12 protein-coding genes are annotated in these 11,462 nt (G+C 75.2%); 10 read left to right on the forward strand and 2 right to left on the reverse strand.

The window, feature by feature from the left end:
* Nucleotides 1-49: 49 nt before the first annotated feature.
* Nucleotides 50-922: a LysR family transcriptional regulator ArgP gene (locus BKA21_RS10305; RefSeq protein WP_140458110.1), complete on the forward strand. Its 873-nt coding sequence runs from the start codon at nucleotides 50-52 to the stop codon at nucleotides 920-922.
* Between the two features lie 140 nt (nucleotides 923-1,062).
* Nucleotides 1,063-2,196 (forward strand): ATP-binding protein, encoded by a 1,134-nt coding sequence (locus tag BKA21_RS10310; protein ID WP_275406397.1) that lies wholly within the window; start codon nucleotides 1,063-1,065, stop codon nucleotides 2,194-2,196.
* 25 nt (nucleotides 2,197-2,221) lie between these two features.
* Here the strand turns inward: BKA21_RS10310 and BKA21_RS10315 are convergent, their stop codons facing one another.
* Nucleotides 2,222-4,255, reverse strand: coding sequence for a SpoIIE family protein phosphatase (locus BKA21_RS10315; RefSeq protein WP_140458112.1), 2,034 nt, complete (start codon nucleotides 4,253-4,255; stop codon nucleotides 2,222-2,224).
* A gap of 232 nt (nucleotides 4,256-4,487) precedes the next feature.
* Between BKA21_RS10315 and BKA21_RS10320 the strand changes: the two genes are divergently transcribed.
* A complete protein-coding gene (locus tag BKA21_RS10320; protein WP_203793475.1) occupies nucleotides 4,488-4,949 on the forward strand; it encodes an ATP-binding protein in 462 nt (153 codons plus the stop codon).
* 35 nt (nucleotides 4,950-4,984) lie between these two features.
* On the opposite strand, the gene BKA21_RS10325 is transcribed toward BKA21_RS10320, so the two are convergent.
* Nucleotides 4,985-5,302, reverse strand: coding sequence for a histone-like nucleoid-structuring protein Lsr2 (locus BKA21_RS10325; RefSeq protein ID WP_140458113.1), 318 nt, complete (start codon nucleotides 5,300-5,302; stop codon nucleotides 4,985-4,987).
* 143 nt (nucleotides 5,303-5,445) lie between these two features.
* Here BKA21_RS10325 and BKA21_RS10330 point away from each other — a divergent pair, with 143 nt between their 5' ends.
* From BKA21_RS10330 to kdpC, 7 genes are all read left to right on the forward strand, one after another.
* Nucleotides 5,446-6,561, forward strand: a complete 1,116-nt coding sequence (locus BKA21_RS10330; protein ID WP_140458114.1) for an iron-containing redox enzyme family protein — start codon at nucleotides 5,446-5,448, stop codon at nucleotides 6,559-6,561.
* Entirely contained in the window at nucleotides 6,554-6,772 is a 219-nt protein-coding gene (locus BKA21_RS10335) for a CDGSH iron-sulfur domain-containing protein (RefSeq protein ID WP_140458115.1), read from the forward strand. The genes BKA21_RS10330 and BKA21_RS10335 overlap by 8 nt, the downstream gene beginning before the upstream one ends.
* Before the next feature lie 123 nt (nucleotides 6,773-6,895).
* The gene (locus tag BKA21_RS10340; protein WP_170208947.1) at nucleotides 6,896-7,036 is read left to right on the forward strand and encodes a hypothetical protein; all 141 of its coding nucleotides are present in this window, start codon (nucleotides 6,896-6,898) and stop codon (nucleotides 7,034-7,036) included.
* Nucleotides 7,033-7,125, forward strand: a complete 93-nt coding sequence (gene kdpF, locus BKA21_RS10345) for a K(+)-transporting ATPase subunit F (protein ID WP_140458116.1) — start codon at nucleotides 7,033-7,035, stop codon at nucleotides 7,123-7,125. The genes BKA21_RS10340 and kdpF overlap by 4 nt, the downstream gene beginning before the upstream one ends.
* 44 nt (nucleotides 7,126-7,169) lie before the next feature.
* Entirely contained in the window at nucleotides 7,170-8,786 is a 1,617-nt protein-coding gene (kdpA, locus tag BKA21_RS10350) for a potassium-transporting ATPase subunit KdpA (RefSeq protein WP_203793493.1), read from the forward strand.
* A complete protein-coding gene (gene kdpB / locus BKA21_RS10355; protein ID WP_140458118.1) occupies nucleotides 8,783-10,864 on the forward strand; it encodes a potassium-transporting ATPase subunit KdpB in 2,082 nt (693 codons plus the stop codon). Before kdpA ends, kdpB begins: the two co-directional genes overlap by 4 nt.
* Nucleotides 10,865-10,884: 20 nt before the next feature.
* On the forward strand, nucleotides 10,885-11,460 hold the full coding sequence (gene kdpC / locus BKA21_RS10360) for a potassium-transporting ATPase subunit KdpC (protein ID WP_140458119.1): 576 nt from the start codon (nucleotides 10,885-10,887) through the stop codon (nucleotides 11,458-11,460).
* The last annotated feature ends 2 nt before the right edge of the window (nucleotides 11,461-11,462 follow it).

The raw sequence follows: 11,462 nt of genomic DNA on the forward strand, positions 1-11,462 counted from the left end.
CCACCGTGCAGACCAGCGAAAGTTCCTGACGGACCGTTAGCGTGGCTTCATGGACTGGGACCTGGGCCAGCTCCGCGCGCTGGCCGCCGCGGTGGACCTCGGCACGCTCGACGCCGCCGCCCGCACGCTGCACGTGACGCCGTCGGCGGTGAGCCAGCGGATCAAGGCCCTGGAGCAGCAGACCGGCGCCGTGCTGCTGCACCGTGACCGGCCCGTGCACCCGACACCGGCCGGTGAGCCCCTCGTCCGCCTGGCCCGGCAGGTCGACGCGCTCACGGCTGACGCGACCCGCCACCTGGTCGCCGCCCGCACCCCCCGGGTGACGCTCGCCGTCAACGGCGACTCCCTCACCACCTGGGTGCTGCCTGCCCTGGCCCCGCTGGCTGCGGACGTCGCGATCGAGATCGTGCGCGAGGACCAGGACGTCACGGCCGAGCTGCTGCGCGACGGGCGGGCCATGGCGGCGGTGACGACGCAGGCACGCCCGGTGCAGGGGTGCACCGCCGAGCCGCTGGGCACGATGCGCTACCGGCCGCTGGCCACACCCGCCTTCGTGGACCGGTGGTTCGCGGCCGGCGTGGACGACGCGTCGCTGGCCGCCGCGCCCGTCGTGGTGTTCGACGCCGACGACCGCCTCCAGGACCGGTGGCTGCGCGCCCGGGGCGTCGACCCGGCCGTACCCCTGCGGCACCTGGTGCCCGCGTCCGCGGACTTCGCCACCGCGGTCCGGCTCGGCTGGGGCTGGGGCATGCTCCCCGCCCAGCAGTCCGGCGACGACGAGGCCGCGGGCCGCCTCGTCCCGCTCGCGGGCGACGACGGGATCGACGTCCCCCTGCACTGGCAGCAGTGGTCGCTGCGCACCGCGGCCCTCGACGCCGTCGCCGACCACGTCCGCACCGCAGCACGTGGCGCACTGACCTGACGACCCTCGTGCTGGCCCCCGCAGGTGTCACAGTGTATGAATTGATCTAAGAAATTCATGATTTGATGTGAGAGGACGTCATCATCGACGCCGAGACGAACCCGTACACCCCTGGCGCCGGGGCGACCCCCGTCGCCCTGGTGGGACGGGGGAGCGAGATCGAGTCCGCGCGTGTGCTCGCCGCGCGGACCCGGAACGGGCTCACCGGTCGCAGCCTGATGCTCCACGGGGTCCGCGGGGTCGGGAAGACCGTCTTGCTGCGCGCACTCCAGCACGAGCTCGACCGTCGTGGGTGGCTGACGGTGGCTGTCGAAGCGCAACGGGACCCCGATGCCCGGGCACTCGCCCGGCAGCAGCTGGAACGAGGGCTGCTGGCCGGCGCAAGGCGCCTGGCCAGCCGCTCGGAGCGCCTGTCGGACACCCTCGCGTCGGCGTTGTCGACCCTCACCTCGTTCAGCCTCTCGGTGGGAGCCGGGGTGACGCTCGGCGCCAACCTGCAGCCGGCTCGGGGTCGGGCCGACACAGGCGTGCTCGAGCTCGATCTGGTCGAGCTCGTGGAGGACCTCGCGCCGGCACTGCGCGACGCGGGCACCGGGCTCGCGGTCTTCGTCGACGAGATCCAGGATCTCGAGGCATCGACGCTGACGGCGCTGCTGGCTGTGCAGCACCAGGCGGCGCAGCAGGGCTGGCCGTTCTCGGTCTTCGGCGCGGGCCTTCCCAGCGTCCCTGCCGTCCTCTCCGAAGCACGTTCGTACGCCGAGCGGCAGTTCGAGTACCGCAGCATCGACCGCCTGGGCGCGGATGACGCCACCGAGGCGTTCGCAGGGCCCGCCCGGACCGCCGGCGCCTCCTTCACCCCGGAGGCCCTCACGCTCCTGGTCGACGCGTCGGGCGGCTACCCCTACTTCGTCCAGGAGCTCGGCTTCCAGGCCTGGCAGCTCGCCCCTGGCCCCGACCTCATCACGGACGACGACGCACGACTCGCGGCGTCAGCGGGCATCGACGCTCTCGACGCCGGGTTCTTCCGAGCGCGGTGGGAGCGGGCGACGCGCGCCGAGCAGCGGTTCATGCGTGCCATGGCCGCCGACCACGACGCACCGAGCCTCCTGACCGACCTGGTCGAGCGACTGCGCAAGCGCAAGCCGTCCGATCTCTCCGTCGCGCGCCGTGACCTGATCTCCAAGGGCCTCATCTACGCGTCGGCCCGTGCGGAGCTGGCGTTCACCGCCCCGCACATGGCCTCGTACATCAACCGCCGTCACGGCGAAGGATGAGAACGCCCGCGGCCACGAGCACGGGTCAGGCGCGGACGACCAGGAGGCACAGGTCGTCGTCGTGGGCCTCGCCGACCATCGCGGCCAGGACCAGGCGGCGGGCCTCCTCCGCGTCGACGCCGGCCGGGAGGCCGGCGACCACGTCCTGCAGCAGGCGCAGGCCGTCGCGCTGCGAGCGGTCGTAGCGCTCGACGAGGCCGTCGGTGTAGAGCACGAGCAGCGCACCGGGGGGCACGTCGACGACGCGCTCGACGAGGGTGTCGATCGGGCGGATCCCGACCGGTGTGCGCAGCGCCCCGTCGAGGACCTCCAGGCGCCCGTCGGGGTGCCGCAGCAGCGGCGGCAGGTGGCCGGCGCGGGCGTACGCCAGGCGGCGCACGGTGCCGGGATCGCCGGTCAGGCGCGCGACCACGAGCGTGGCCAGGTCGCCGATGTCCAGCGCCCGCACGAGGTCGTCCAGCCGGTCGACGACGTCGACGGGCTCGCGGCCCTCCCACGCGAGCGTGCGCAGCACGGACCGCAGCTGCCCCATCGACGCGGCCGCGTGCATGTCGTGGCCCACGACGTCGCCGATCATCAGCCCCGTGCTGCCGTCGGGCAGGGCGATGACGTCGAACCAGTCGCCGCCGACGGCGGCCAGCCGCGACGCCGGCAGGTAGGTCGCCGCGGTCTCCAGGCCCTCCACGGGCGTCAGACGCGGGAGCATCCGGTCCTGCAGGGCGGTGGCGGCCTGCCGCTCCTGGACGTAGAGGCGCGCGTTGTCGTACGCGAGGCCGGCCCGGTGCCCGATGTCCGCGAGGGTGGCCATGTCGGCCGGGCTGAACGCCCCGGGCCGCGCGGAGACCACGGCGACGGAGCCGAGCACCTCGTGGCGCGCCCGCAGCGGCACGACCATCGCCGAGCCGAGGCCGAGCAGCGTCATCGCGGCCCGCTGCTCGGCCGAGCCGTGCACCGCCAGCAGGTCGCCGCCGATGTCGAACGGCGCCAGCGTGAACCGGGTGCCGCCGCGCAGCACGTCCAGCACGGGCAGCGACTCCAGCGCCCACTCCGGGGAGCGGGACAGCATCGCCGCCGCGTCGACCGCGCCGGCGTCGGCCGTCCGCACGACCGCCCGCGGCTTGGAGCGGCGGCCCACGGTGACGACGTGCGCCCAGCCGCCGAAGTGCGCGGCGAGCAGCGCCGGCAGCTCCGCGAGGATGGCGTCCGGCTCGGTGAGCTCGCTCAGGCGGCGGGTCACCCCCGCGATCATCGCGAGGCGGTCCTTCTCGTCCCGCACCTCGACGAGCTCGCGCCGCCGCTCGGCGTCGGCCTCCACCTGGGCGGTGACCTCGGCCTGGACCCCGACCCGGTGCGTGACGTTGCCCAGCTCGTCGAAGACGGGGCTGATGACCACCTGGTTCCAGAACGGCGTGCCGTCCTTGCGGTAGTTGAGCAGCGTCTCGCCGATCGTGACGTCCGCGGACAGCGCGGTCCGGATGCGCGCGACGGCCTCCGGGTCGGTGCCCTCGCCCTGCAGGAACCGGCAGTTGCGCCCCACGACCTCCTGCGCGGTGTAGCCCGTCACGGCGGTGAACGACGGGTTGACCCACACGATCGGGTCGTCGGGGAGCTGGGGGTCGCTGATGGTGAACGAGAGCTCGCTCGCCAGGGCGGCGCGACGCTGCAGGTCGGCGCCGTCGACGTTCCCGCCGGCCTCCTCGCGCTGCGGCAGCAGGACCACCAGCACGTGGCGCTCGAGCGTGCCGGGCGCCCCCTCCATGCGCGTGGCCATGCCCCACAGGGTCGCGTCGTGCGACGCCCCCTCGGTGGCGTCGGGCCGGGCCACGAGCCGGACGCCATCGACGGAGAGCTGGTCGACGAGCCGGTGGTCCGCGTCGTCGAGACGGGTGCCGTCCGCGAGCCGGACCCCGGCCGACTTGACCCAGGACGCGGCCGCGACCGGCACCTGGACCGCGCCCGACATCCGCAGCGCGACACCGTTGGCGTACACCACCTCGTCGGTGAGCGCGTCCACGAGCAGCACGGCGGCGGGCCCGTAGGCCGGCGGCACCGGGGTCACCGGCCGCTCCGACCCCAGGCCTGGTGGCGGGTCAGTCGCTCGATCATCACGATCACGATCGTAGGTGGGCCTCGCGCGCTCGGCACGGGGAAGGCTGGACACCGGTCCTGGTCGGCCCCGCCCGGGGCCCGGCTCCCGACGCGCGGACCTGCGCGGGCCCGCCTACCGTGGAGCGGTGCGGTGCGAGCGGTCGCCCGCACCGAGACCGAGCCAGACCGACCGAGGGACACGTGTGACCGGGACCAGCGCAGCACAGACCCCCGACGGACCGAACGTCGACGCGGGGCTGCGCACGCAACCCCTCCCCGACGGCTACGAGCTGGTGGAGACGTGGCGGCTGGACACCACGGCGCAGCTGTCGTCCCTGCGCCGCGACCTCACGCTCGCCACCGGACGCACCCCGGGCGCGCTCGACCAGGTCGGCGAGCGGATGGTGCTCATCGCCACCGAGCTGGCGACCAACGCCCTCCTGCACGGCATCCCGCCCACCATCGTGCGCCTCTTCACCGGCGCCGAGGCGTACCTCGTCGACGTCGCCGACCACGACCTCGGGACGCGCCCGGTGCCGGCGGGCGACCGGGCGGTCGGCAGCGGCGGGTTCGGCCTGCAGATCGCCCGCAAGCTCTCCCAGGACGTCGGCTGGTACACGACCGAGACGACCAAGCACGTCTGGGCCCTGATGCCGCTGACCTGACCTGACCTGCCCCGACCCGACCGGCCGGCGGCGGGTCAGCGGTTCTCGTACGCCTCCACCACGGACGCGGGGATGCGCCCACGGTCGGTGACCTTGTGCCCGTTCTCGCGCGCCCAGGCCCGGATCGCCCGCGACTGGTCGCGGTCCACGGCCGCGGCGGCGGGGCGCCGCGCGGGCCGGGCCGCCCGGCGACCGGCGGCGATGTACGGCTGGAGGGCGCGCAGGAGCTCGTCGCGGTGCTCGTCGTTGAGGTCCACCTCGTAGACCGTGTCCTGCCAGGCGAACCGGTACGTCGCGGCGCCCTCCGTGCCGTCGATGTCGTCGGTGATGATCACGCGCGTCTGCTGGGCCATGCGGAGGATCCTCCCCCACGTCGGACGTCACCGCCGCCGACGCCCGTCCCCGGCACCGTCCCGGTCGCGGGCCGGACGGACGGCGCGCACGATGGCAGGGGCGTCGAGCACGCGCGCCTCCGCCCCCCGACGAGGAGCCCGTGATGAGCTCGACCCTGCACGACCGCCCCACCACCCGCACCGGCACCCGGCACCAGCCCCGCCTGCCCGTCCCCGCCCCCCGGGGCCCCCTGAGCGCCGCGCTCGTCGACGTCCTGCCCGCCGGGCCGCCCGACGACGACGCGCACGACCGGCTGGCCACCGCGCAGGCGCTGGCCACGACGGCCGCGCGGGACGGCGACGACGTGCTCCGCGACGCCGACGTCCAGCTCTCCCTCACCGTCCTCTACGCGCTGCACCACCGCGGCGTCGAGGGCGTCGACGACGCCTGGGAGTGGGAGCCCGCGCTGCTGCACCTGCGCCGCACGCTCGAGCGCCCGTTCGAGGCCGCCCTGCGCGCCCGGGCCGGGCACCCCCGCGGTCCCGCCACGGGTGCCGCCGACGTCGCCCGGCACCTGTTCGCGCTCGCGGCCGCCGACGACGGGCCGAGCCTGTCCCGGTACGTGGCCCGGCACGCCGACGCCGAGCAGGTCCGCGAGGTGCTCGTCCTGAAGTCGCTCTACCAGCTCGCCGAGGCCGACCAGCACACGTGGGCCGTCCCCCGCCTGGCCGGCGGGCCGAAGGCGGCGCTCGTGGAGATCCAGGCCGACGAGTACGGCGGCGGGCAGGCCGGCCGCATGCACGCCGAGCTGTTCGCGGCGACGATGCGCGGCGCCGGGCTCGACGACACCTACGGCCGGTACGTCGACGTCGTGCCCGTCCCGGTGCTGGTCGCGCTCAACACGATGTCGCTGCTCGGGCTGCACCGCCGGCTGCGCGGCGCGGCCGTGGGGCACCTGGCCGCGTTCGAGATGACGTCGTCGGTGCCCAGCCGCCTGTACGGCAACGGCCTGCGCCGCCTCGGGCACGACGCGACGACGACGGCGTACTTCGACGAGCACGTCGAGGCCGACGCGGTGCACGAGCAGATCGCGGCCCGCGACCTGGCCGGCGGCCTCGTCGAGGACGAGCCGGCGCTCGCCGACGACGTCGCGCTGGGTGCCGTGGCGTGCCTGGCCGTGGAGGGCGACGTGGCCGCCCACGCGCTGGAGCGGTGGGCCGCCGGGCGGTCCGCGCTGGAGGGCCCGTGGCGGGACGTCCCGGGCGGCACCCGTGGGTGACGCCCGTGACCGGGCCCCGGTCACGGTGACCGCCTGCCCCGACGGGCCGCTGCTGGTGCGCGGCCCCGCCCGCATCGTCGACGGCGAGGGCCGTGAGGTCGAGCGGCGGCGCGCCACGGTGGCCCTGTGCCGGTGCGGCGGCACGGGGATCCCGCCCTGGTGCGACGGCACCCACAAGGTCAACGGCTACCGCAGCGGGGAGACCGCCTGACGCCGCACGACCGATGGCGGCGCGGGGTCCGGGGCGCGTCCGGATCGCCGCGGCGGGCGTCCGGGGAGCGTCAGGACGGACGCCGGTCCCGGCCGGGCGGGAGGTGAATGGCGGACGGCGGCCGTGGGGCCGCCCGCCGCCGGTGCGCCGGACGGCGTCGCACCGACGGGAGCCCCTGCTGTGGCCGACCTCGCCCTCGTGGCCCTGACCTGCGCGGTCTTCGCGCTGCTCGCCCTGCTCGTGACGGCGGTGCGGGAGCGATGAGCGCGGAGCACGTCGTCGCGCTCGTCGTCGCGGTCGCCCTCGCGGCCTACCTGCTGGCGTCCCTCCTCGCGCCCGAGCGGTTCGAGTGAGCGCCACCCTGGCCGCGTGGCTGCAGGTCGGCCTGCTCGTCCTGATGCTGGCCGCGGTGCACGTGCCGCTCGGCGACCACCTGTGGCGCACCTGGACCAGCCCCCGGCACCTGCGGGTCGAGCGCGTGCTGTACCGGGTCGGCGGGATCGACCCGGACGCCGAGCAGACCTGGCCCGTGTACGCCCGCTCGCTGCTGGCGTTCTCGGCCGTCGGGGTGCTGCTGCTGTACGCCCTGCTGCGGCTGCAGGCGCACCTGCCGCTGGCGCTCGGCATGCCGGGCGTCGAGCCCGCGGGCGCCTGGAACACGGCCGTCTCGTTCGTCACCAACACCAACTGGCAGTGGTACTCCGGCGAGCAGACGCTCGGCCACCTGGCGCAGGCCGCCGGGCTGACCGTGCAGAACTTCGTCTCCGCGGCCGTCGGGCTCGCGGTCGCCGCGGCGCTCGTGCGCGGGTTCGCCCGGTCGGCCGCCGACCGGGTCGGCAGCTTCTGGGTCGACGTCGTGCGCGGCACCGTGCGCGTGCTGCTGCCGCTGGCGTTCGTCGCGGCGGTGGTGCTGCTGCTCGGCGGCGTCGTGCAGTCGTTCTCCGGCCCGCAGGACGTGACGACGCTCTCCGGCGCCACGCAGCAGGTCCCGTTCGGCCCGGTGGCGTCGCAGGAGGCGATCAAGGACCTCGGCACCAACGGCGGCGGGTTCTTCAACGCGAACTCGGCGCACCCGTTCGAGAACCCCACGCCCTGGACCAACCTGCTCGAGGTGTTCCTGCTGCTCGCGATCCCGTTCAGCCTGCCGTGGACGTTCGGCCGCACGGTCGGCGACCGCCGCCAGGGGTTCGCCGTGCTCGGCGTCATGGGCGGGCTGTGGGCGGCGGCCGTCGCGGTGACGACGTGGGCGGAGACGCACGCGCTCGGCACGGTGCCGCAGGCCGCCGGTGCGGCGCTCGAGGGCAAGGAGGTCCGGTTCGGGCCCGCGGCGTCCGCGCTGTTCGCGGTCTCGACCACCGGGACGTCCACCGGGTCCGTCAACGCCGCGCACGACTCGCTCACGGCCCTCGGCGGCGGCACCGCGATGCTGAGCATGATGCTCGGCGAGGTCGCACCGGGCGGGGTCGGCGCCGGGCTCTACGGCATGCTCGTCATGGCCGTGCTCGCGGTGTTCCTCGCCGGCCTCATGGTCGGGCGCACCCCGGAGTACCTCGGCAAGAAGATCGGCCGCCGCGAGGTCACCCTCGTCGCCCTGTACGTGCTGACCGTGCCGACGCTCGTGCTCGTCGGCGCCGCGCTGACCGCGGGGATCCCCGCGCTGACGGCGGCGTCCGTGCAGGAGGCCGGACCGCACGGGCTGTCCGAGATCCTCTACGCCTACGCCTCGGCGGCCAACAACAACGGCTCGGCGTTCGCCGGGTTCTCCGCCGGCACGCCGTACCAGAACGTGGCCCTCGGGCTGGTGATGCTGCTCGGCCGGTTCGTGCCGGTCGTGCTCGTGCTGGCGCTCGCCGGCAGCCTCGCCCGCCAGGACCGCGTCCCCGCCGGGCCGGGCACCCTGCCCACCCACGGGCCCGTGTTCGCCGTGCTGCTCGCCGGCGTCGTCGTCGTGGTCGCCGGCCTGACCTTCTTCCCCGCTCTCGCTCTCGCCCCTGTCGCGGAGGCCCTGCTGTGACGCTCACCGACCAGCCCCCCACCACCGACGAGCCCCGCGTCCGCGCGGGCGCGTTCCGCCCCGCGCTGCTGCTGACGGCCCTGCCCGACGCGCTGCGCAAGCTCGACCCGCGGCACCTCGTCCGCACGCCGGTCATGCTCGTCGTGTGGGTCGGGTCCGTGGCCACCACGGTCCTGGCCGTCCTCGACCCGTCCGTGTTCGCGTGGTCGATCGCCGTGTGGCTGTGGGCGACGGTGGTCTTCGCCAACCTCGCCGAGTCCGTCGCGGAGGGCCGCGGCAAGGCCCAGGCCGCGTCGTTGCGCAAGGCCCGCACCGACACCCTCGCCCGCCGGCTGCTGCCCGACGGCACGCAGGAGCAGGTGCCCGGCCCGGCGCTGGCGGTCGGCGACCTCGTGGTCGTCGAGGCGGGCGAGACGATCCCCGGCGACGGCGACGTCGTCGAGGGCGTCGCGAGCGTCGACGAGTCGGCCGTGACCGGCGAGTCCGCGCCCGTGGTCCGCGAGTCCGGCGGGGACCGCTGCGCCGTCACCGGCGGGACGCGCGTGCTCTCCGACCGCGTCGTCGTGCGGATCACGGCGCGCGCCGGCGAGACGTTCCTCGACCGGATGATCGGCCTCGTCGAGGGCTCCGCGCGCCAGCGCACGCCCAACGAGGTGGCCCTCAACCTGCTCCTGGCGTCGCTGACGCTGGTGTTCCTGCTCGCGGTCGTCACGCTGCAGCCGTTCGCCGTCTACTCCGGGCAGGCGCAGCCGCTGGTCGTGCTCGTCGCGCTGCTGGTCTGCCTCATCCCCACCACGATCGGCGCGCTACTGTCGGCCATCGGGATCGCCGGCATGGACCGGCTCGTGCAGCGCAACGTGCTCGCGCTCTCGGGCCGCGCGGTCGAGGCGGCGGGCGACGTCGACGTCCTGCTGCTCGACAAGACCGGCACGATCACGCTCGGCAACCGGCAGGCCGTCGAGCTCGTGCCCGCCGACGGCGTCCGCGAGGAGGACCTCGCCGAGGCCGCGCAGCTGTCGTCGCTGGCGGACGAGACCCCCGAGGGGCGCTCCGTCGTCGTGCTCGCCAAGGAGCGGTACGGGCTGCGCACGGGCTTCCGCACGCAGCTGCCGCACGCGACGTTCGTGCCGTTCACCGCGCAGACGCGCATGAGCGGGGTCGACGTGACCGAGCACGCCGGGCTGCGGCGCGTGCGCAAGGGCGCGGCGTCGGCGGTCCGGGCGTGGGTGCGCGAGAACGGCGGCGAGCCGTCGGCCGACGTCGCCCGCACGGTCGACGCGATCAGCGCCGCCGGCGGCACGCCGCTCGTCGTCGCCGAGCAGGTGCCCGGGCAGCCCGCGCGGGCGGTGGGCGTGATCCACCTCAAGGACGTCGTCAAGCACGGCCTGGGCGAGCGGTTCGCCGAGCTGCGCCGCATGGGCATCCGGACGGTGATGATCACCGGCGACAACGCGCTCACCGCGCGGGCGATCGCGGACGAGGCCGGCGTGGACGACTTCCTCGCCGAGGCCACGCCGGAGGACAAGCTCGCGCTCATCACCCGGGAGCAGGCCGCCGGGCGGATGGTCGCGATGACGGGCGACGGCACGAACGACGCCCCCGCGCTCGCGCAGGCGGACGTCGGCGTCGCGATGAACACGGGCACCTCCGCCGCCAAGGAGGCCGGGAACATGGTCGACCTCGACTCCGACCCGACCAAGCTCATCGAGATCGTCGCGATCGGCAAGCAGCTGCTCATCACGCGCGGCGCGCTCACCACGTTCTCCATCGCCAACGACGTCGCCAAGTACTTCGCGATCATCCCGGCGATGTTCAGCGGGCTGTACCCGCAGCTCGACCGGCTGAACGTCATGGGCCTGCACTCGCCGCAGTCGGCGGTGCTGTCCGCGGTGGTGTTCAACGCGCTCGTCATCGTCGCGCTCGTGCCCGTCGCGCTGCGGGGCGTGCGGTACCGCGCGCAGGACGCGGCGTCGCTGCTGCGGCGCAACCTGCTCGTCTACGGCGTGGGCGGGCTGGTGGTGCCGTTCGTCGGCATCAAGGCCGTCGACCTCGTCGTCTCCCTGCTGCCCGGCCTGTGAACCCCCTGGAGCCTGCGACCATGACCCCGTTCCTGCGCCAGTCCCTCGCGGGGCTGCGGCTGATGCTCGCGCTGACCCTCGTGCTCGGCGTGCTCTACCCCACCGCCGTCTGGGCGGTCGGACGCCTCGTGCCCGACCGGGCCGAGGGCTCCCTGATCGCGGTCGACGGGCAGGTCGTCGGGTCGCGCCTGCTCGGCCAGGCGGTCGAGGGGCCCGGGTGGTTCCACCCGCGCCCGTCCGCCGCCGGCGACGGGTACGACGGCCTGGCGTCGGGCGCGTCCAACCTCGGCCCCGAGAACCCCGACCTGCTCGCGGCCGTCGAGGCCCGCCGGGCGGAGGTCGCCGCGCGCGAGGGCGTCGACCCCGCGCTCGTGCCCGCCGACGCCGTCACCGCGTCCGCGTCCGGCCTCGACCCGCATGTGTCCCCCGCGTACGCCGAGCTGCAGGTGCCGCGTGTCGCCCGCGAGCGCGGGCTCGACGAGGCGACCGTCCGTACGCTCGTCGGGCAGGCCACCGCGGGGCGCGACCTGGGGGTGCTGGGCGAGCCGCGGGTCAACGTGGTCGAGCTGAACGCGTCCCTGACGGCGCTCGGGTGAGG

The sequence above is a fragment of the Cellulomonas oligotrophica genome (genome assembly GCF_013409875.1).
Taxonomy (GTDB): Bacteria; Actinomycetota; Actinomycetes; order Actinomycetales; family Cellulomonadaceae; genus Cellulomonas; species Cellulomonas oligotrophica.